This window comes from Pseudomonas sp. 3MA1 (assembly GCF_029237275.1).
GTDB lineage: Bacteria > Pseudomonadota > Gammaproteobacteria > Pseudomonadales > Pseudomonadaceae > Aquipseudomonas > Aquipseudomonas fluorescens_AP.
In genome coordinates, this window is the sequence record NZ_JAACFX010000006.1 from 19,792 (window position 1) to 39,610 (window position 19,819).

The 19,819-nt window shown below is 65.6% G+C and carries 16 protein-coding genes; 9 read left to right on the forward strand and 7 right to left on the reverse strand.

Annotated features, from left to right (window positions below; translation table 11 throughout):
- Nucleotides 1-121: 121 nt before the first annotated feature.
- From GWQ44_RS17520 to GWQ44_RS17530, 3 genes are all read left to right on the forward strand, one after another.
- On the forward strand, nt 122-1,585 hold the full coding sequence (locus GWQ44_RS17520; RefSeq protein WP_275927886.1) for an SLC13 family permease: 1,464 nt from the start codon (nt 122-124) through the stop codon (nt 1,583-1,585).
- A gap of 21 nt (nt 1,586-1,606) precedes the next feature.
- Nucleotides 1,607-2,404 (forward strand): 2-oxo-tetronate isomerase, encoded by a 798-nt coding sequence (gene otnI, locus GWQ44_RS17525; RefSeq protein ID WP_275927887.1) that lies wholly within the window; start codon nt 1,607-1,609, stop codon nt 2,402-2,404.
- A 219-nt stretch (nt 2,405-2,623) separates the two neighbouring features.
- Entirely contained in the window at nt 2,624-3,691 is a 1,068-nt protein-coding gene (locus GWQ44_RS17530) for an alpha/beta fold hydrolase (RefSeq protein ID WP_275927888.1), read from the forward strand.
- 171 nt (nt 3,692-3,862) lie between these two features.
- Here the strand turns inward: GWQ44_RS17530 and GWQ44_RS17535 are convergent, their stop codons facing one another.
- The 3 genes from GWQ44_RS17535 to GWQ44_RS17545 all read right to left on the reverse strand — a co-directional run bounded on the left by GWQ44_RS17535 (nt 3,863) and on the right by GWQ44_RS17545 (nt 5,958).
- Nucleotides 3,863-4,675: a DeoR/GlpR family DNA-binding transcription regulator gene (locus GWQ44_RS17535; RefSeq protein ID WP_275927889.1), complete on the reverse strand. Its 813-nt coding sequence runs from the start codon at nt 4,673-4,675 to the stop codon at nt 3,863-3,865.
- A gap of 138 nt (nt 4,676-4,813) precedes the next feature.
- Entirely contained in the window at nt 4,814-5,083 is a 270-nt protein-coding gene (locus tag GWQ44_RS17540; protein WP_275927890.1) for a hypothetical protein, read from the reverse strand.
- Nucleotides 5,084-5,208: 125 nt separating this feature from the next.
- A complete protein-coding gene (locus tag GWQ44_RS17545) occupies nt 5,209-5,958 on the reverse strand; it encodes a transporter substrate-binding domain-containing protein (protein WP_275927891.1) in 750 nt (249 codons plus the stop codon).
- A gap of 445 nt (nt 5,959-6,403) precedes the next feature.
- Between GWQ44_RS17545 and fabV the strand changes: the two genes are divergently transcribed.
- The 6 genes from fabV to GWQ44_RS17575 all read left to right on the forward strand — a co-directional run bounded on the left by fabV (nt 6,404) and on the right by GWQ44_RS17575 (nt 13,632).
- A complete protein-coding gene (gene fabV, locus GWQ44_RS17550; RefSeq protein ID WP_179596341.1) occupies nt 6,404-7,600 on the forward strand; it encodes an enoyl-ACP reductase FabV in 1,197 nt (398 codons plus the stop codon).
- A gap of 219 nt (nt 7,601-7,819) precedes the next feature.
- Nucleotides 7,820-8,518 (forward strand): AzlC family ABC transporter permease, encoded by a 699-nt coding sequence (locus GWQ44_RS17555; RefSeq protein WP_047304767.1) that lies wholly within the window; start codon nt 7,820-7,822, stop codon nt 8,516-8,518.
- Nucleotides 8,518-8,829 carry an AzlD domain-containing protein gene (locus tag GWQ44_RS17560; protein WP_177431221.1) on the forward strand — a complete coding sequence of 104 codons (312 nt, stop codon included), beginning with the start codon at nt 8,518-8,520 and terminating at the stop codon, nt 8,827-8,829. Before GWQ44_RS17555 ends, GWQ44_RS17560 begins: the two co-directional genes overlap by 1 nt.
- 67 nt (nt 8,830-8,896) lie before the next feature.
- Complete coding sequence (locus tag GWQ44_RS17565; RefSeq protein ID WP_103742469.1) at nt 8,897-9,886, forward strand: SMI1/KNR4 family protein; 990 nt, start codon at nt 8,897-8,899, stop codon at nt 9,884-9,886.
- Nucleotides 9,883-10,842 carry a GDP-mannose pyrophosphatase NudK gene (gene nudK, locus GWQ44_RS17570; RefSeq protein ID WP_103742470.1) on the forward strand — a complete coding sequence of 320 codons (960 nt, stop codon included), beginning with the start codon at nt 9,883-9,885 and terminating at the stop codon, nt 10,840-10,842. Before GWQ44_RS17565 ends, nudK begins: the two co-directional genes overlap by 4 nt.
- 219 nt (nt 10,843-11,061) lie before the next feature.
- Nucleotides 11,062-13,632, forward strand: a complete 2,571-nt coding sequence (locus GWQ44_RS17575) for an EAL domain-containing protein (protein ID WP_275927892.1) — start codon at nt 11,062-11,064, stop codon at nt 13,630-13,632.
- 40 nt (nt 13,633-13,672) lie between these two features.
- On the opposite strand, the gene GWQ44_RS17580 is transcribed toward GWQ44_RS17575, so the two are convergent.
- From GWQ44_RS17580 to GWQ44_RS17595, 4 genes are read right to left on the reverse strand one after another with little or no spacing between them, the layout of a single operon-like run.
- Nucleotides 13,673-15,091, reverse strand: coding sequence for an ATP-binding protein (locus tag GWQ44_RS17580; protein WP_275927893.1), 1,419 nt, complete (start codon nt 15,089-15,091; stop codon nt 13,673-13,675).
- Nucleotides 15,079-16,893, reverse strand: a complete 1,815-nt coding sequence (locus tag GWQ44_RS17585; RefSeq protein ID WP_047304762.1) for a DAHL domain-containing protein — start codon at nt 16,891-16,893, stop codon at nt 15,079-15,081. The genes GWQ44_RS17580 and GWQ44_RS17585 overlap by 13 nt, the downstream gene beginning before the upstream one ends.
- Nucleotides 16,890-17,876: a cytochrome c peroxidase gene (locus GWQ44_RS17590; RefSeq protein ID WP_275927894.1), complete on the reverse strand. Its 987-nt coding sequence runs from the start codon at nt 17,874-17,876 to the stop codon at nt 16,890-16,892. Before GWQ44_RS17590 ends, GWQ44_RS17585 begins: the two co-directional genes overlap by 4 nt.
- Complete coding sequence (locus GWQ44_RS17595; protein WP_103742474.1) at nt 17,873-19,789, reverse strand: EAL domain-containing protein; 1,917 nt, start codon at nt 19,787-19,789, stop codon at nt 17,873-17,875. The genes GWQ44_RS17590 and GWQ44_RS17595 overlap by 4 nt, the downstream gene beginning before the upstream one ends.
- Between the last annotated feature and the right edge of the window lie 30 nt (nt 19,790-19,819).

Here is a 19,819-nt window from a genome sequence, read left to right on the forward strand (position 1 = left end):
CAGCGGCTTGCCGGTAAAAAACAATAACAACAGGACTTCCCGAGATGAATGACTGCATTTGCTTTACGGGTTCCAGCGTCACCTGCCACACCTGCCAGCCACTGTGTGGGGGGCTTGCCCAATGAGCCCGCTGATTCTGATGATCACCGCCGGGGCCGGCATCGCCCTGTTGCTGTTCCTGGTGCTCAAGTACAAGTTCCAGCCCTTTGTCGCGCTGATGCTGGTGAGCATCCTGGTGGCCCTGGTGGCCGGGGTGAAACCGGCGGAGCTGGTGGCCACCATCGAAGGCGGCATGGGCAAGACCCTTGGCCACATCGCCATCATCATTGCCCTGGGCGCCATGATCGGCCGCATCATCGAGCTCTCTGGCGGCGCCGAGGCCCTGGCCAAGACCCTGATCGAACGCTTCGGCAACCGCCGCACGCCCCTGGCCCTGACCATGGCCGGCTTCATCATCGGCGTGCCGGTGTTCTTCGAGGTTGGGGTGATCATCCTCATGCCCCTGGCCTACGGCGTGGCCCGCAGCGCGCGCAAACCGCTGCTGGTGTTCGCCTTGCCGATGTGCGCCGCGCTGCTCACCGTGCACGCCTTCCTGCCGCCCCATCCGGGCGCGGTGGCGGCGGCCAGCCAACTGGGGGCGGACCTGGGCCGGGTGCTGATGTTCGGCCTGCCGCTGACCGCGCTGCTGTGCTATGTCGGCTACCGCGTGGCGGGGCGCATGACCCGGCGCAACTACCCGATGACCGACGATATCCGCGCTGAAGTCTACGGCCCGCACGTCACCAACGAAGACCTGGCGGCCTGGAACAACGGCGCCGAACAACCGGCCAGCCCCCAGGCAATGGCCGCCGAGGCCCACATGGGCCTTGAGGAATCCACCGGTAGCCTGGCGGCGAAACTGCCGCCAGCGCCGCCACCGGGGTTCGGCCTGATCGTCAGCCTGATCCTGCTGCCCATCGTGCTGATCCTGCTGGGCACCCTGGCCACCTCATTGCTGCCGGTGGAATCCACCCTGCGCGGCGTGTTGACCGTGCTCGGTGCGCCGCTGGTGGCGCTGCTGCTGGACACCTTGCTGTGTGCCTGGCTGCTGGGCTCGCGCCGTGGCTGGAGCCGCAGCCAAGTCTCCGATGTGATCGGCTCGGCCTTGCCCGGGGTGGCCATGGTGATCCTGATCGCTGGTGCTGGCGGGGTGTTCGGCAAGGTCCTGGTGGACACCGGGATTGGCGCGGTAGTCTCCGACCTGCTGCGCACCACCGGCCTGCCAGTCCTGGCCCTGGGCTTCTTGCTGACCATGCTGCTGCGCGCGGTGCAGGGCTCGACCACCGTGGCCCTGGTGACCACTGCCGGGATCATCGCGCCGCTGATCGCCACCCTCAACCTGAGCCCCAACCACATGGCCCTGCTGTGCCTGGCCATGGGCGGTGGCGGGCTGGCCATGTCCCATATCAACGACGCCGGGTACTGGATCTTCACCAAGCTGGCCGGACTCAACGTCGCCGATGGCCTGCGTACCTGGACCGTGATTACCACTTTGCTCGGCACCTTGGGGTTCTGTATTACCCTGCTGATCTGGCCGTTTGTCTGACCCTTTGCCCCAGGAGTTCCCATGCCTCGTTTTGCTGCCAACCTCAGCATGCTCTACCCGGAACATGACTTTCTTGAGCGTTTCGCCGCCGCAGCGGCGGACGGCTTCACGGCCGTGGAGTATCTGTTTCCCTACGACTACAGCCCCGCGCAGCTTAAACAGCGCCTGGACGATCACGGCCTGCAGCAGGCCCTGTTCAACGCGCCGCCCGGTGACTGGGCGGCGGGGGAGCGCGGCATCGTCTCCCTGCCCGGGCGCGAGCAGGAGTTTCGCCAGGGTTTCGACAAGGCCCTGGAATATGCCGCGGTGCTGGGCAATTCGCGGATCCACGTGATGGCCGGCCTGCTGCCGTCTGAACAGGACCGGGCGCGCCATCACGCGGTGTACCTGGAGAACCTGGCCCATGCTACGGCCCAGGCGGCCAAGGTCGGGGTCACGGTGCTGCTGGAGCCAATCAACACCCGCGACATGCCGGGCTTCTTCCTCAACCGCCAGGATCAGGCCCAGGCCATCTGCAAGGAAGTCGGCGCGGCCAACCTCAAGGTGCAATTCGACTGCTACCACTGCCAGATCGTCGAAGGCGACCTGGCGGTCAAACTGCGCCGCGACCTGGCGGGCATCGGCCATATCCAGATCGCCGGGGTGCCGGATCGTCACGAGCCGGATCTTGGCGAGCTGAATTATCCCTACCTGTTCCAACTGCTGGACGAGCTCGGCTATGACGGCTGGGTCGGTTGCGAATACCGCCCCCGTGGCGACACCTCCGCCGGCCTGCAATGGCTGCGCGACTGGCAGGCGCGCCAAGGCTCGGCGGTGTAGCCGCTACCGCAGGTTGCGCAGGAAAAGGTATCTGGGGAACGTCGCGCAGCGCTTTATGAAGCCGCTGCCGAAGGCTGCGAACGAGCCGTAGGCTCGCAGCGATTCCCCGGTCGCCGAGGCCCCTGCGGTGCCTTGCGCAGCCTGCGGCGCGGCTACAGAGGGTACGAAGGCCACGAACGGCTGGCGATCATACGTAGCGATAAACACAGGAGTTTTCCCATGCAGCGTCTTGCCTGCCGGGCCGCGCTCGGCCTGATTTTGTCCCTGGGCGGTATGTCCCTGGCCGCCGCCGCGAGCTTGCCGCCGTCCACCGAGGGCGATTGGGTCGCCACGCAATTCACCTTTCACAACGGCCAGCAGCTGGCCAACCTGAAACTGCACTACATCACCCTGGGCAACCCCAAGCACCCGGCGATCCTCTACCTGCACGGCACCTACCGGCCGGCCAGCGACCTGTTGAGCAAGGACTTTGGCGGCGAACTGTTCGGCCCGGGGCAGCCTCTGGACGCGAGTAAGTACTACATCATTGCCACCGACGGCATTGGCGTCGGCCAGTCGAGCAAACCGTCCGATGGCCTGCGCGCGCGCTTTCCCCAGTACAACTACGAGGACATGGTCCAGGCCCAGTACCGGCTGGTCACCGAAGGGTTGGGAGTCAAGCACCTGCGGCTGGTCATCGGTAATTCCATGGGCGGCATGCAGACCTGGCTCTGGGGCCAGAACTGGCCGCAGATGATGGACGCCCTGGTGCCCATGGCCTCGCAGCCCAACGAGATGGCGTCGCGCAACTGGATGATGCGCCGCCTGCTGGTGGAGTCGATCAAGCAGGACCCGGCCTGGGAGCAGGGCAACTATCGGCAACAGCCGCCGTCCCTGCGCCTGGCCAACGCGCTGTTCGCCACCGGCACCAGTGGCGGCACCCTGGCCTATCAGGCCCTGGCGCCGACCCGGGCCCAGGCCGACACACTGGTGGATGAACGCCTCAAGGCGCCGCAGACCGCCGATGCCAACGACTTCATCTACCAGTGGCAGTCGTCGGCGGACTACAACGCCGCGCCGGGCCTGGGCAGGATCCAGGCCCCGGTGCTGGTGATCAACTCGGCGGACGATGAGCGCAACCCGCCGGAAACCGGCACCCTGCAAGCGGCGCTCAGGCAGGTCAAGGATGCCCGCCTGCTGCTGATTCCCGCCAGCGCCGAAACCCGCGGGCATGGCACCACCGGCATGGCCCGGTTCTATGCCCGCGAGCTGGCGCAGTTCATGGCCGCCACCGAGAAACACCGCTAGCGGCCACTGCGCGTTCTTGGTGGCGAGGGAGCTTGCTCCCGCTGGGCGGCGCAGCCGCCCCAAACCCGCACGGCGCGGTGTTTCAGGGGGGAAGGGATTGCGTCTGCTGCGCAGACGAGCGGGAGCAAGCTCCCTCGCCACGGACTGCTGTGAGTGGGAGCTGTCGCTGACTCAGGCTTGCGCCGGCAGCAGCAACTCCACGCCTTGCTTGCGAATCCCGTCCGCCGCCGCCGGGGCCAGGGCCGCGTCGCTGATGATGATGTCGAACTGCTCCAGCTCGGCGATCTTGTACATGCCGAAGGTGCCGTACTTGGAGCTGCTGGCCACCAGCACCACCTGGGTCGCCGACTGCATCGCCACCTGCTTGACCTCGACCTTCAACGCCGAGGGCGTGGTGATGCCCCGGCGCAGGTCCCAGGAGCTGGTGGAGATAAAGGCGATGTCCGTCACCACTTTACGCAGGGTGGCCACCGCCAGCCCGCCGACACAGGAATGGTTGGAGTGGTCCAGCTGTCCGCCGGTGTGGATCACCGTGACCTGGGGCGCCTCCATCAAGGCATGGGCCACGCCGAAATCGTTGGTGATCACGGTCATCCCCGACAGCGCCTTGATGTAGGGCACGATCTCCAGGGTGCTGGTGCCGGCGTCCAGGTACACCGTCATGTCCGCATGCAACAGGCCCGCCGCGAGCTTGGCCATGGCCTGCTTCTGCGGCAGCTCCACCACCGCCTTGGACTGATGGCTGGGTTCGCTGTGCAACTGGCTGGCGATGCGTACGCCGCCGGTCACCGAATGGGCACGGCCTTCCTGTTCCAGCAGGGCGATATCCCGGCGCACGGTCATGTGCGAGCAGTCGAACATCTCCATCAACTGATGCACGCTGAGCACCTGGTGCTTGCGCAACTGGCGCAGGATCTGCTCGCGGCGCTGCTCGGGAATCATCGGCGCGCCGCTGTCGCTGGCAAGGTCCTTGGGGGTAGGCATTGAAGCTCCGGTTTGGCGGGTCGGCAAAGGCAGAAATCGGCAGGCCATAGTAGCGAATGTAGCTGCTGTGGACGAGATTTAGTGCCCTGCGCGCGTCAGAAAACGCTTCGCAGAATCAGCTGGCCAGTTGGTCACGGGTCAGGGGCAGAACGGGCAATACAGATTGTCGAGAAAGTCCTGGCTGTCGATGTTGTCGTCAAGCACCTGCACCACCACCGGGCCATGGTGCTTGCATTGCAGGAGCTGCCCGGCGCCACTGCGGCTGGGCGGCTGGTCGCTGAAATCATGGCTGCCGCACCAGGGGCATTTGCGCACGCTGGCGTCGCTCTGGCCGAGTATCGCCAGGTGCCAGCCGCAGCCGGCGCAATGGAGGCGGTGCAGCGGGCGGGCAGGGGTAAAGGTCGGCATGGAACATTCCTTGGCGCGGGGTTCAGCCCGGCATCAGCGGTCGTTTGAGCAGGCGGGTCAGCGGTTGGCGCGCCTGGGCCGCGTATGGCGGGCAGGGGGCATTGCGCTCCATTGGGCAAGGCGAGTCATGGCTTGAATCCGCCCACCTGTGGGGGTGGGTGGTCGATATGCCAGCGCTGCATGAACGCTTGCAGGCTGCCATCGTCTTTCATCGCGTCCAGGGCCCGCTGCCAGCGGGCCACCTGGGCCGCATCGACCTTGGGCGAGAAGGCGATGTAGGCGTCCTGGTGCATCAGCGGCATCTGGTAGCGCAACTGTTCGAAGGGCAGGCCCACATTGCTGGCAAAGGTGCTGACGCTCATGGTGTCGGCGACCACGTAGTGCACGCGGCCGATCTGCAGCAGGCGCATCATGATTTCCGGGCTGTCGACGCCCCACAGATTGTCCAGGCCCTGCTGCTTGAGGTAACCGTAGACCAGCCATTTGCGCGGCACGGCGATCTGGCCCCGGGTCTGGCTCAGGTCGCTGATCTGCAGATCGTCGCTGCGGCGGGTGTAGAGCGCGGTTTCGGTGCGCATCAGCGGGCCGACCCATTGGTAGAGCGCTTCACGCTCCTGGGTGCGCAGAATGGTAAACACCGCGGTGTCGGCGTCCTCGCTGGCATCGCGCAGGGCGCGCAGCATCGGCCGTTGCTGCACCTGCACCGGATCGCCGGTGCGTTGCGCCAGGGCTTGCACCACTTCCACAGCGAAGCCGGTCATGTGCGGGCCCTGCTGAAAGTGCAGCGGCGGGTGGTTGTCGGTCAGCATGCGCAACTCGCCGGCTTGAGCGGTGAGGCTCAACAGCGGCAACAGTGCCTGCAGCATCCATTTCATGCAGTGCCCTTGGGGGATAAAACGCAGAGCTTAGTACGACTGGTCAGCGCCTGTCGCGCTAAAACTGCGGGCTCTGCCACGTGCCTTGGCGGGGCATGCCGGGGCGATTTTGGCGTCGGCTCGGGGGGATTACGACGGGCTCTACAGCCCCTGGACATGATGCCCCGAGGCCGTGGCTGCCTGTGGCCCGCCAACGATGGCGGCAGGTGAGTGCAGAAATTTCGCCGGGCGGATGCACAAGCTGGCCGGTGCAGCTGCTAGAGTCTCGGCCCTGGCCGCCGGGATGTCGCCCCGAGGGCACCGGCACCGGGGCGCCAAGCCTCGGCCTGCCGGGCAAATTCCATCCGTTGGTGACGCGAAGCCATTGCGAGCGTCTACGACCTTAGCAAGTGACACTGCCGCCGCCGTTATCGGCGCCTGGCACATTGAAATTGGGAGATTGTGAATGGTCATCAAACCCCGCGTTCGCGGCTTTATCTGTGTGACGACCCATCCGGTGGGTTGCGAAGCCAACGTCAAGCAACAGATCGATTACGTCACCCAGCAGGGCGCCATCGACGCAGGGCCGAAGAACGTACTGGTCCTCGGCGCTTCCACCGGCTACGGCCTGGCCGCGCGGATCACCGCCGCCTTTGGTTGCGGTGCCAACACCCTGGGCGTGTTCTTCGAGCGCGGCAGCGTTGACGGCAAGCTGGGCACCGCCGGTTGGTACAACACCGCGGCCTTCCACAAGTTCGCCGAAGAAAAGGGCCTGTACGCCAAGAGCATCAATGGCGATGCCTTCTCCGATGCGGTCAAGGCCGAAACCATCGAGACCATCAAGCGCGACCTGGGCAAGATCGACCTGGTGGTCTATAGCCTGGCCGCGCCGCGCCGCACCCACCCCAAGACCGGTGAAGTGCTGAGCTCGACCCTCAAGCCCCTGGGCAAGTCCGTGACCCTGCGCGGTGTCGACACCGACAAGGAAATCGTCAAGGAAACCACCCTGCAACCGGCGACCCAGGAAGAGATCGACGGCACCGTGGCGGTGATGGGCGGCGAAGACTGGCAGATGTGGATCGACGCGTTGCATGAAGCCGGTGTGTTGGCCGAAGGCGCGAAAACCACCGCCTTCACCTACCTGGGCGAGAAGCTGACCCACGACATCTACTGGAACGGTTCGATTGGCGAAGCCAAGAAGGACCTGGACCAGAAAGTCATCGGCATGCGCCAGCAACTGGCCGAGCTGGGCGGTGACGCCCGTGTATCGGTGCTCAAGGCCGTGGTCACCCAGGCCAGCTCGGCGATCCCGATCATGCCGCTGTACCTGTCGCTGCTGTTCAAGGTGATGAAAGAGCAGGGCAGCCACGAAGGTTGCATCGAGCAGGTCTACGGCCTGTACAAGGACAGCCTGTACAACAGCGAGCCGGTGATCGACCAGGAAGGCCGCCTGCGCGCCGACTACAAGGAGCTGCAACCGCAGGTCCAGGACCGTGTCAAGCAGCTGTGGGACCAGGTGACCAGCGAGAACCTCTACGAAATGACCGATTTCGTCGGTTACAAGCACGAGTTCCTGCGCCTGTTCGGTTTCGAAATCGAAGGGGTCGACTACGAGGCCGACGTCGATCCGGACGTGAAGATCAGCAACCTGATCCAGCTGTAATCCGCCTCTAGCGTCACCTGACAACGCCCCTCCACCGTGAGGGGCGTTGTCGTTTCAGGCCCCGGTGTTGCGTCGCGGCCGCTGCGGCTCAGCCAGCTCGCTCCTACGGCGTTTGGCGGTTGCAAAAAAGTGCGGCGGTGGGCAATTGCGCAAGATCGTTCAAGCCAGGCGCCGTGCCAGCTGGCACAGTCAGCGTCCGTCATCTGTGTGCAGGGTGTTATGTCCAGCGTTCTTCTGCCCCGCGCCGCGTTTATCCGCGGTGCCATCGCCATCATGCCGCTGTCCCTGGCCACCGCGCCCTGGGGGCTGCTGGCCGGTTCCATGGCCATCGAGGCCAATCTCACGCCGCTGCAGGGCCAGGGGTTGTCGAGCATCGTCTTCGCCGGCGCCGCGCAACTGGTGGCCATCGGCATGCTCAAGGGCGGGGCGGGGATCTTCTCGATCCTGCTCACCACCTTGCTGCTCACGTCCCAGCATTTGCTCTACGGCATGAGCCTGCGCTCGGTGATCTCGCCCTTGCCCGGGCGTTGGCGGGTGGGCCTGGGCTTTCTCCTTACCGATGAGCTGTTCGCCCTGACCAGCGCCCACGACAAGCAGCAGTTCGACCGCTGGTACGCCCTGGGCGTGGGCCTGACCTTCTACGTGGCCTGGAACCTGTTCACCTTGCTGGGCATCGTCCTGGGCAAGAGCATTCCGGGCCTGGAGCACCTGGGCCTGGACTTTTCCATCGCCGCCACCTTCATCGCCCTGATCACGCCGCTGGTGCGCGATGTGCCCACCGTGGTCTGTGTCGCCGTGTCGCTGTTCTGCTCGGTGCTGTTCAGCTACTGGCACTGGGGCTCGGCCCTGGTGCTGGCGGGGCTGGCGGGGATGAGCGCGGGCTTTGTCTGCAACAAGCTGTATCGGGGGCGCGCATGATGGTCTGGGCAGTGATTTTCGGCATGGGCCTGTTGGTCTTTCTCAATCGCTATGTGTTTCTCGAACCGCGCCTGCCGCTGCGCCTGAGCAGCAACGCCCGGCAGTTCCTCGGGTTTGCGGTGCCGGGCATGCTCACGGCGATCTGCGGGCCGATCGTGTTCATGCCCGATCACCAGTTGAACCTGCACTGGGACAATCCCTATCTGCTCAGCTCGCTGGTGGCCATCGTGCTGGTGATCTACACCCGCAATACCCTGCTCAGCATGCTGCTGAGCATGGGTTTCTTTTTCCTTCTGCGCTGGTGGCTCTGAAGCAGGATTGCGGTAGCCTGTGCAGCTTTCGGCACAGGCCGACCTTCAACCGCAACGGATGCACCGGATGAGCGACTTTCCCCACGATATTGACCTGGATGCGTTCTGGGACCATGACCTGAGTGCCAAGATCAACCAGCCACCGGCCAGCGCCGCGCTGATCGCCGAGTTGCAGGCCCTGCTGGGCTATCGCCTGCCGCCGTCCTATGTGGCGTTCATGCAGCGTTACAACGGTGGCTGTCCGCACCTGTGCTGTTGCCCCACGGAGCAGGGCACCTCCTGGGCCGAGGACCACTGCGCGATCGACAGTTTCCTGAGCATCGGTCGTGACACCCGCTACTCCCTGGGCGGCAGCCTGGGCAGCCGCTTCATGATCGAGGAGTGGGGCTATCCGGACCTCGGGGTGTACATCTGCAATTGCCCGTCCGCCGGGCACGACATGATTGCTCTGGACTACCGCGAGTGCGGCCCCGAGGGTGAACCGCGCGTGGTGCATGTGGACCAGGAAAGCGACTACGCGGTGACGGTGCTGGCGCCGAACTTCGAGGCCTTTGTCCGCGGCTTGGTGTCACCCGAGGTCTACGACACCTCGGAGCAGGATTACCTGGACGACCTGGACACGGTCGCCGGCGCGCCGTTTTCGCCGTTGCTGGAGGAACTGCTCGAACACTTTCGCGATGTGCCCGACCTGGGGCCGCTGATTCGCCAGATCGCCCTGCGCATCGTCCAGGACAAGCGCTACTTTGCCCTGCACGCCGACCCGCTGTCGCACCTGCTGTATGACCTGCAGTTCTGGCTGTACCAGAACCGCTACCCAGTCCCCGACGAAGAGGCCTACCTGCAGGTCTATCAGCACATGATCGCCTTCGCCAAGGGCTTCGGCACCGGCGGCTACGCCCCGGATTTCATCCGTGACTGGTTCCGCGCGCGGCTGGCGGACGGTCATATGCATCAGGCGGCGGGCGGGTTGGCCCTGACTCCGGCCTACCGCGCGCAGTTGCTGGAACAATTGTCGGGGTTTCGCCCCGCCGGCCCACAGACTCAGGAGCAGCCATGAGCGAGGAAAAAATCCGCATCACCGCCGAACAGACCCTCTCCGACAACTGGTACGTGCTGAAGAAATACAGCTTCGAACTGCGCCGCCGCGATGGCAGCTGGCAGGCCCAGGAGCGCGAGGTCTACGACCGCGGCAATGGCGCGACCATCCTGCTGTACAACCTGGAGCGGCGCACGGTGCTGCTGACCCGGCAGTTCCGCATGCCGGCCTTCGTCAACGACCACAGCGGCTACCTGATCGAGACCGCCGCCGGGCTGCTGGACAACGCCAGCCCGGAAGTGCGCATCCGCCAGGAAGCGCAAGAGGAAACCGGCTGCCGGGTGGGCGAGGTGCAGAAGGTCTTCGACGCGTTCATGAGCCCGGGTTCGGTGACCGAGCGGGTGCATTTCTTCATCGGCCATTACCAGGCCGAAGATCGCATCGACGAGGGCGGCGGGCTGGAGCACGAAGGCGAGGACATCGAAGTCCTGGAGCTGGATATCGACCAGGCCCTGGACATGATCAAGAGCGGCGAGATCGCCGACGGCAAGACCATCATGCTCCTGCAATACCTGCAGCTGCATGTGCTCAAGCCCCGCAGCCTGACGGTGCTGGTGGCCGGCCCTTACCGCTCCGGCACCGGCGACGATCCGCTGTTGCTGGCGCGCAATGTCGAGGCCATGGAACAGTGCGCCGCCCAGGTGCTGGCGGCCGGGCATTTCCCGTTGCTGGGGGAATGGGTGGCCTTGCCCATGACCCGTCTGGCCGGGTCCCGGGCGGTGGGCGACGAGGTCTACAACCAGCGCTTCCACGCCTATGCCGAACGCCTGCTGCAACGCTGTGATGCGCTGCTGCGCATCGGCGGACCCTCGGCCGGCTGCGACGCCATGGTGCAGATCGCCCAGAAGCTGGGCCTGAGCATCTATCATCAGGTGCAACAGCTGCCCACAGTGACTCCCCGCCCAGGCCAGGACTGACCCCGGCCGTCGCTTGCAGGGTGCCGCCGGGCCGTTGCCCGGTCGCTGGCGGCATGCCCTGAGCCCATCGCCCCAGTTGCACGGTTCCCGCGCCCGGTGTTTCTTCAGGCCTGGCAGGGAAATACTGTCTATCGTCTAACAGGCAAGCAGGAGCTTTATCTCAGGCCGCGTGGGCTTGGAGCACACGGGTCGGTTTTTCGCTATGGCGCTCGGAGCACTATGGAAAACCTAGGTCTTGATCTGACGTCGGGACGCAGCCTCTCGAATCAGGCGCTGGCTCGCGCCACCTTGCTCGGCTGCTCGGGACTGCTGTTGGCGCTGTTTCTCTTTACCGGGGTGTTGCTGGTGTACATCGCCCTCGACCAGAACCTGGCCGCCGAACAGCACAACCGCCTGGAAATCGAGCAGGCCCTGCAAACCCTGAAAAACCATGCCCGGACCACCGTCAAGGACTATGCGCAGTGGGGCGATGCCTATCAGCACCTGCACCTTGGGGTCGATCCGGACTGGGCCTACACCCGGCACAACTTCGGCCCGGCCCTGTACCGCGACCTGGGTTTTGACGGGGTGTTCGTCATCGACCCGGCGGATCGCACGGCCTACGCGCTGGTGGCCGGTCGCCTGGCGTCGGTGGATGCCCGGGACTGGTTCGGCGAGGCGCTGCAACCCTGGCTGGCGCAGGCACGCCAGGCAACCACGGGCAAGGTCTTCAGCCGCTATCACGCGATCGACGGGACACCGGCGCTGGTGCTCAGCAGCGTGCTGGGCCCGGGCGACGATCCGCAAGTGCGTGCCGATGGCGGTCCGCAGTCGGTGCTGCTGTTCGTGGTGTCGCTGGATCCGAGCCGTTTGCTGGTGCTGAGCCGTGAAGCGGGCGTCGAGCAGTTGCAGCTGCTCGCCCCCGGGGCGACGAACCCGCAGCCGACCCTGAGCCTGCCCGACGGCGCCGGAACCCTGCACTGGCAACCGACGCGACCGGGGCACCAGTTGCTGGTGCTGGTGGTGCCGCTGTTGCTGCTGGCCGGGCTGCTGGTGGGCCTGATGGCGATCCTGCTGTTGCGCCGTTCGGCGCAGGCGGCGCGGGTCATCGATGACCAGATCCAGGCCCTGCGCAGCAGTCGCGGAGCGCTGGAGGCCAGCGAAGCGCGTTTTCGCGATGTCGCCGAAGCGGCCTCCGACTGGATCTGGGAGGTCGACCCGCAGTTGCGCTTCACCTACCTGTCCGAACGCTTCGAGGCTGTCACCGGCCTGTCCCGGGAGTCGGCCCTGGGCCGGCCGATGCATGAGCTGCTGAGCGCCGAGCAGGGATCGCTGCGCCACTGGCTGGGCGCCTCGGATCGGCGTTCCCAGAGCATCCTGCAATGCGCTTACCTGGACGGTCAGCGCCGGCCGCGGGTCTGTCGCCTCTCGGTGCGGGCCATGGCCGGCGGCGGTTACCGCGGCACCGCCAGCGATATCACCGAGGAGGTCGCCGCCCGGCGGCGCATCGAGTACCTGTCGCAGCACGATGCACTCACCGGTTTGGCCAACCGCATGCGCATGCGCGAGTACCTCGAAGATCGACTGTCGGCCTTGAGGGTGCTGCAGGAGCCCTTGTTGATGCTCAGCGTCGACCTGGACCGCTTCAAGCCGGTGAACGACACCCTGGGGCATGCCGCCGGTGACCAGGTGCTGCATGAGGTGTCCCAGCGCTTGTCCCACTGCCTGCGCGGCGAGGACCTGGTGGCTCGGGTCGGTGGCGACGAGTTCGTACTGGTGGTGCCCGGGCAGATGGCCCAGCCGGAAATCGACGGCCTGTGCCGCCGCTTGATCCAGCGAATCGAAGAGCCGTTCTACATTGCCGAGCATGAAGTCTTCATCAGTGCCAGCATCGGTGTCGCCCGGGCCCCGGCCGATGCCAGCCAGGCCGAGGAACTGCTGCGTTTTGCCGACATGGCCTTGTACGAGGCCAAGGCGGCGGGGCGCAGCACCTGGCGTTTCTATGCCGCCGACATGAACGCGCGGATCATCGAGCGCCGCGGTCTGGAGCGCGACCTGCGCCAGGCCATCGACCAGGATCAGTTGACCCTGCGGTTCCTGCCGCGCTATCGGCTGGGCGACGGCCACTGGCTGGGCGCCGAGGTGCTGGTGCGCTGGCAGCACCCGCAGCGTGGGCTGCTGGGGCCCGAGGTGTTCATGCCCATTGCCGAGGACACCGGGCTGATCCTGCCGCTGAGCAACTGGGTGCTGCACGCGGCCTGCCGTGCGGCCCAGGGCTGGCCCGAACCCCTGCAACTGGCGGTGAGTCTCTCGGCCTGCGAGTTCCAGCGCGGCCAGCTGGTGGCCAGGATCAAGTCGGTGCTTGGCCAGAGCGGGCTGGCTCCCTCGCGCCTGGTGCTGGAGGTGTCCGACAAGGCGCTGCTGGACGACGGGCGCCAGGTGCAGGACATCATGGACGGGCTCAAGGCCCTCGGGGTGCAGCTGTTGCTGGACGATTTCGGCAGTGGCTGTTCGGCGTTGCAGTACCTGCGGACCTATCCCCTGGACGGCCTGAAGATCGACAGCAGCCTGGTGGCCGGGCTGGGGCGCAGTCCGGCCGGCCGCTCGATCGTCCAGGCGATCATCGACCTGGGGCATGCCCTGAGCCTGAAAGTGCTGGCCGAAGGGGTGGAAACCCCGGAGCAGTTCGCCGCGCTGGGGGACATGCGCTGCGATGAGGTTCAGGGGCGCTACCTGAGTCCGCCCCTGGACCGCGACGCCATGCTGCAACTCGCTGTCCAGGCGCCTCGGGCCGACCGCTCCAGCACCTGAGGACGCGGGGCGCGAGCCGTTGGCCAGCGCTTGCGGCGCTTCAGTCCGTTTCGCCGACCGCTGCCGGGCGGGGCTGGCGGATCGGCAGTTCCACGCGAAAGGTGCTGCCGACCCCCGGTTGGCTGCGGACACTGATCTGCCCGCCGTGTTTCTTGACGATCCCGTAGGACAGCGACAGGCCCAGGCCGGTGCCCTTGCCCACCGGCTTGGTGGTGAAGAAGGGGTCGAAAATCTTCTGCAAGTGCTGTTCAACGATGCCGCAACCGGTGTCGCTCACCTCCAGCCAGACCCGCTCGCCGTCCACGCCGTTGCGCAGGGTGATGGTGCCGCGTTCCGGGCCGATGGCCTGGGCGGCGTTGACCACCAGGTTCATCACCACCTGATTGAGCTGGGAGGGCAGGCACTCGATCTGCGGCAGCGGGTGGTAGTCCTTGACCAGGTCGGCCTTGTACTTGATCTCGTTGGCGACGATGTTCAGGGTCGAGTCGATGCCCTGTTGCAGGTCCGCCAGTTGCCATTGTTGATCGCTGTCGACCCGGGAGAAGTTCTTCAGGTCCTTGACGATCTGCTCGACCCGGCCGATGCCTTCCTTGGACTCCTTGATCAAGAGCGGGATGTCCTCCAGGAGAAAGTCCAAGTCGATGCTTTCGCGCAGGCTTTGCAGGCGCTTGCGCACCTCTGCTGCGGCGATGGCTTCTTCGCTCTGGCGGTAGGCGCTGAGCATCTGGCCGAGCTGTTGCAGGTAGCCGGCCAGGCTGCCCAGGTTGGAGGCGACGAAACCTATGGGGTTGTTGATCTCGTGGGCCACGCCCGCGGCCAGTTGCCCGAGGGAGGCGAGCTTTTCCGACTGCACCAGCTGGTTCTCCAGTTGCTTGCGTTCGTCGATTTCCTGCTGCAGGGCCGCGCCGGCCTGTTTCAGGTCCTCGGTGCGCTGTTCCACCAGATCTTCGAGATGGTGCATCTGCAACAGCGCGCGGGCCGTCATCTCCCACTTGCTGGTGAGGGTGCTGGCCATCTGCTGGACTTCGATATTGTCGAAGGGCTTCTTCAGGATCAGCAGGCGGTTATGGCCTTGCAGGCGCTCCAGCAGGTCTTCCCAGGAATAGTCGGAGTAGGCGGTGCACACCACCACCTGCAGGCGCGGGTCTTCCTGCCACAGCCGTTCGATGGTCTGCACCCCGTCCCAGCCCTGGGGCATGCGCATGTCGACGAAAGCCAGGGCATAGGGGCGCTGCTGCGCCAGGGCCAGGGTGACCTTGTTCAGGCCTTCCTCGCCGCCGTAGGCCGAGTCCAGTTCGAAGGGCTGCTGGCGCGGGCGGGTCGGGGCGCCGAACAACTGCGCCTCCAGGTCGTCGAGGTCGGCGTCCTGGGTCTGCGGGGTGAGGATCTTGCGAAAGTCCTCGTGGATCGAGGGGGTGTCGTCGATCAGCAGAATCCGGCGGTTGATCAATGAGTCCATGTGGGGTTCTCGGGGTCGATCAGCGGTATGTCCAGGGTGAAGGTGGCGCCCAGTCCCGGCCCGTCGCTGTGCACGCTGAGCTGGCCGTCCATCTCCATGGCGGCCAGGGCGCAACTGTGCAGGCCGAAGCCGTGGCCCTCCTTGCGGGTGGTGAAACCGTGGGCAAAGATCCGTTCGAGGTTTTCGGCGGCGATGCCTTCGCCCTGGTCCTGAACCTGGATGCGCAGGGTCCGGCCCTCCAGCACCCGGGCGCGGATGGTCAGGGTGCGGGATTGCTCGTCGAGGTTGGACATGGCGTATTTGGCGTTGCTGATCAGGTTGATCAGGATCAGCAGCATGCGGTGCTTGTCGCCCAGCACCGCGGGCACTTCGGCGTAGTCCTTGACCACCCTGACCTGATGCCGGACCAGGGCCCCGGAGTTCATGCGCAGGGCATCGTCGATCAGTTCATTGACTTGCAAGGGTTCGATCAGCCGCGAGGCCCCGGCATAGGATTGCTGGGTGGCGACGATTTCCTTGATGTGGTCGACACTACGCCCGAGCTGGGCCAGTTCCTCGCTCATGCCCTGTTGCTCGCTGGCGATGGCCTCGACCAGTTGGTTGAGGTAGCCGGGGAGCAGCTTGCCCTTGTCGTCCTCAGTGAGGAACTGCCCCAGGTCGCCCTGGTGCTGGTTGATCAGTTGCATGGCTTTGCCCAGGCCCTGGGCCTTGCTGGAGCGCAGGGTGCGGCTCAGCAGCTCGCTGGAGATGTTCACGCTGTTGAGCACGTTGCCGACGTTGTGCAGCACATTGGTGGCGATTTCCGCCATGCCCGCCTGGCGCGCGGCATGCAGCAGTTCGCTCTGGGCTTCCTTGAGCTCGTGGGTCCGCTCCTCGACCCGTTGTTCCAGGTGTTCATTGGCGCTCTGCAGCGCCGTGTTGACCCGGCGGATCACCCCGTAGCTGCGCACCAGATGGATCACCAGGTACAGGATCAACAGCACCAGCAGTGTCGAGAACAGCAGCAGGTACTGATGGGACTTCTGGTCCTGCAGGTCGGCCTGGAGCTGGTCGCGGTTGAGCAGGGCGTTGATCTCGTCCAGGCGCTGGGCCACCGGGATCGAGGTGATTTTCTCCAGCAACTGGTTGACCACCGGCTGTTCGCGCAGGATCACCGAGACATGGTTGCTGAGGATCTCCACCGGCTCGTGCATGGCCTCGGGCAGGCGCTCCTTGTTCACCGCCAGCTTGTTCAGCCCCACCAGGATGTCGGCGGCCTTGTCTTCGCTGGACACCTGGGCGAACTCCAGGCTGCTGAGCAGCAGGTCGTAGGTATCGATGGCGATGTTCTGCTGCGACAGGCGCTGGGCGTCATCGAGCCCGGCCAGGCGGCTCTGGATATCGTCCTCGGCGGTGGGCAGGAACGCCAGGGAGTTGCGCAGCACCGAGTTGTGGGACTTGAAGCGTTCCACCAGGTCGGCCTTTTCCTGGAAGGCGGCGAGGAACGCCTGATGGCTGGCCTGCCATGCCTCGGGGTCGTTGTGCGGCTGCTGCGACAGCTGATCGAAGCGACTCCACAGCCGATTGATCTGCTGCACCGGCAGCACCAGCGGGTCGTAGTCATGGGTGAGGGCGATGCGGGACTTGAGCACCTCGGTTTCCCACTGGGCGTTCAATTGCTTGATGTGACCGATCAGGTCCCGGGACCGGGCGTAGTCCGCCGTTTGGCCGATCACCGTCTTCAGGTAGAGGAACGCCAGCGCCAGGACCAGGCCGAGGATCAGCAGGGTGAACAGGGTGACCGGCAGGCGGGGCCGCTTCATAGGGGCTTGTCCTGCCATTGCCCGGTCAGGGTCTTGAGAAACTTGACGATCAGGCCGGTGTCCTCGGGGCTTGGGGTCCGCCCCAGCTGGTACTTGAACATCACCTCGACCGCCTGCTCCAGGGTCTGTGCCGAGCCATCGTGGAAGTAGGGCGCGGTGATCGCCACATTGCGCAGGCTGGGGACCTTGAAGACGTTGCGGTCCTGCTCGTCGCCGGTGATCAGGAAGCGCCCCAGGTCGGCCTGGGTGGGATTGCCCCGGGCGGCGAAGTAGTCGCCCATCACGCCGAACTTCTGCAGCATGTTGCCGCCGATATTGACCCCTTGATGACAGGCGATGCAGCCGTAGTCCTTGAAGCGCTGGTAGCCGTATTTCTCGTCCAGGCTGAGGATCTCGGTGTTGCCCTGCAGGTACTGGTCGAAGCGCGAGCCGCTGCTGAGCAGGGTGCGTTCGTAGCTGGCCAGGGCGTCCTTGACGTTGGCCGCGGTCAGCGCATCCGGGTACAGCTCGGCGAAGCTCTGGCGGTAGCCGGGGTCGTCGCCCAGGGTACGAAGCAGCTCGGGCCAGGTGTTGCCCATCTCGATCGGGCTTTGCACCACCTGCTCGATCTGCGCTTCGAGGGTGTCGGCACGGGCATCCCAGAACTGACGAAAGTTCAGCGCGGCGTTGAACACGCTGGGGGTGTTGACCAGGGTCAGCTGGCCATTGATGCCCTGGGACTTGGCCTGAGCGTCGGCGCCGCCATGGTCGAACCGGTGACAGCTGGCGCAGGAGCGGCTGCCGTCCTTGGACAGGCGCGGCTCGTTGAACAGCCGGCGCCCCAGTTCGACCCGCTTGGGGTCGAGGTCGGGCGCCGCGGGCAAGGGCTTGAGGGGTTCGTCCAGGGGCGCCGCGAGCGCGGGCAGGGCGATGCCGAGCAATAACCAGAGCGCCGCGCCCAGGTGGCGACGTGCGGGCCGGGACGGATGTGCCGCGCCGTTCATGGCTGGACCTGCGCACCGGGTGCGGCGCGGTTTTGCAGGAGCCGGGCGAAGTCCGCCGGGGGCAGGGCCTTGCTGAAGTAGTAGCCCTGGCCTTCCTCACAGCCTTGCCGGGTGAGAAAAGCCAGTTGCTGCGCCGTCTCCACCCCTTCGGCGATCACGTTCAGGTTCAGGCTGCGCCCCAGCTGGATGATGGCGCTGACCAGGGCGGCGTCCTTGGGGTCGTGGCTCAGGCCCTGGATGAAGGACTGGTCGATTTTCAATACGTCCACCGGGAATTTACGCAGGTAGCTGAGGCTGGAGTAGCCAGTGCCGAAATCGTCCACCGCCAGGCGTACTCCCAGGGCCTTGATGGCCAGCAGGGTGGCCAGGGTCGCCTCGACGTTCTGCATCAGCACTCCTTCGGTGATTTCCAGCTCCAGCAAGGTCGGGTCCAGGCCGCTGTCGTGCAGAGCACTGTGCAACTGCATGAGCAACTGCGGCTGGCGGAAATCGCTGGCCGACAGGTTGACCGACAGGCGCATCGGTGCGAGCCCGGCCTGTTGCCAGGCGCGGGACTGGCGGGTGGCCTCGCCCAGCACCCACTGACTGATGGAGTTGATCAGGCCGCTGTCCTCGGCCACGGCGATGAACTGGGCCGGGCTGACCCAGCCTCGTTGCGGGCTGAACCAGCGGATCAGCGCTTCGGCGCCCACCACCCGGCCCGAAGCCAGGTGGATTTTCGGTTGGTAGTGCAACACAAACTCCCGATGCTCCAGGGCCTGGCGAATGCCCGACTCCAGGTGTTGCTGTTCCCGGGCGCGGTGGGTCATGTCTTCGGTAAAGAAGCCGTAGCGGCCCGGTGCCTGGTCCTTGCTGTTGCGCATGGCCATCTCGGCCTTCTTAATCAGGCTCAGGGCATCCTGGCCATCTTCGGGGTACAGACTGATCCCCAGACTGGCGGTGACCTGCAGCTCGTGCCCGGCGATGTCATGCACCTGGCTGACCGTGGCCAGGAGCTTTTGCGCGACGCTGCGCACCAGGGGCGGCGGTTGCTGGTCATGCAGCAGCACCACGAACTCGTCGGAACCGTAGCGAAAGACCGAGTCCGACTCGCGCATGCTCTGCTGCAGGGCCTGGGCGATGCGCTTGAGCAGTTCATCGCCTGCCGGGTAGCCCAGGGCCTGGTTGATCCGCTTGAAACGGTCCAGGCCCAGGAACAGCACCGCCAGCTGTTGCTCGTAGCGCCGGGCCCGGGCCATGGCCTGGCTCAGGCGATCGCCCAGCAGGGTGCTGGAGGGCAGCCCGGTGAGTACGTCGTAGTGCAGCAGGTGCGAGACCTTGAGCAGTTCGGCGACCCGCTCCTCGATGGTCCGCTGCAGATCGTCGAGCTTGTGCCGCGCGTCCTGGGCCATCTGCCATTTCCAGGTCAGGGCGCTGGCCATCTGGCGGATTTCCAGGCTGTCGAAGGGTTTTTTCAGAATCAGCAGGCGATCGCCGAAGTCCAGGCGCTCGGCCAGGGCTTCCCAGGAATAGTCGGAGTAGGCAGTGCACAGGGCGATCTGCAGCTCGGGGTCGACCAACCACAGTTGTTCGATGGTTTGCAGGCCGTCCCAGCCCGGCGGCATGCGCATGTCGATGAAGGCCATGGCATAGGGGCTGCCCTGGGCCAGGGCGGCCTCGACCTTGGCCAGGGCTTCGCGGCCCTGGAACGCCGAATCCAGGCTGAAGGTCTGCGCGGGACGCGCCTCGGGTGGACCGAACAGCTGCTCTTCAAGCCGGCCCAGGTCCGGTGCCGGCCGGGGGGCGAGGATCTTGTGGAAGTCTTCGTGGATCTCTGGGCTGTCATCAACGATCAGCACTCGCCGATTGACCCGCGCAGAGGGCGGGTCCGAGGCGTGTTGCGCTGTTGTCTTCGGGTCGCAGCCAGTATCCATAGACCGTCCTTAGTGCCCTGAGCCTGCGTT

Excerpts from the sequence above, each read along its gene's own strand:
- GWQ44_RS17585 (WP_047304762.1), bottom strand. The coding sequence starts at position 16,893 with ATGAAGCGGCCCCGCCTGCCGGTCACCCTGTTCACCCTGCTGATCCTC.
- GWQ44_RS17565 (WP_103742469.1), top strand. The coding sequence starts at position 8,897 with ATGAGCGACTTTCCCCACGATATTGACCTGGATGCGTTCTGGGACCAT.
- GWQ44_RS17520 (WP_275927886.1), top strand. The coding sequence starts at position 122 with ATGAGCCCGCTGATTCTGATGATCACCGCCGGGGCCGGCATCGCCCTG.
- GWQ44_RS17590 (WP_275927894.1), bottom strand. The coding sequence starts at position 17,876 with ATGAACGGCGCGGCACATCCGTCCCGGCCCGCACGTCGCCACCTGGGC.
- GWQ44_RS17580 (WP_275927893.1), bottom strand. The coding sequence starts at position 15,091 with ATGGACTCATTGATCAACCGCCGGATTCTGCTGATCGACGACACCCCC.
- GWQ44_RS17530 (WP_275927888.1), top strand. The coding sequence starts at position 2,624 with ATGCAGCGTCTTGCCTGCCGGGCCGCGCTCGGCCTGATTTTGTCCCTG.
- GWQ44_RS17535 (WP_275927889.1), bottom strand. The coding sequence starts at position 4,675 with ATGCCTACCCCCAAGGACCTTGCCAGCGACAGCGGCGCGCCGATGATT.
- nudK (WP_103742470.1), top strand. The coding sequence starts at position 9,883 with ATGAGCGAGGAAAAAATCCGCATCACCGCCGAACAGACCCTCTCCGAC.
- GWQ44_RS17575 (WP_275927892.1), top strand. The coding sequence starts at position 11,062 with ATGGAAAACCTAGGTCTTGATCTGACGTCGGGACGCAGCCTCTCGAAT.
- GWQ44_RS17560 (WP_177431221.1), top strand. The coding sequence starts at position 8,518 with ATGGTCTGGGCAGTGATTTTCGGCATGGGCCTGTTGGTCTTTCTCAAT.
- otnI (WP_275927887.1), top strand. The coding sequence starts at position 1,607 with ATGCCTCGTTTTGCTGCCAACCTCAGCATGCTCTACCCGGAACATGAC.
- GWQ44_RS17540 (WP_275927890.1), bottom strand. The coding sequence starts at position 5,083 with ATGCCGACCTTTACCCCTGCCCGCCCGCTGCACCGCCTCCATTGCGCC.
- fabV (WP_179596341.1), top strand. The coding sequence starts at position 6,404 with ATGGTCATCAAACCCCGCGTTCGCGGCTTTATCTGTGTGACGACCCAT.
- GWQ44_RS17555 (WP_047304767.1), top strand. The coding sequence starts at position 7,820 with ATGTCCAGCGTTCTTCTGCCCCGCGCCGCGTTTATCCGCGGTGCCATC.
- GWQ44_RS17545 (WP_275927891.1), bottom strand. The coding sequence starts at position 5,958 with ATGAAATGGATGCTGCAGGCACTGTTGCCGCTGTTGAGCCTCACCGCT.
- GWQ44_RS17595 (WP_103742474.1), bottom strand. The coding sequence starts at position 19,789 with ATGGATACTGGCTGCGACCCGAAGACAACAGCGCAACACGCCTCGGAC.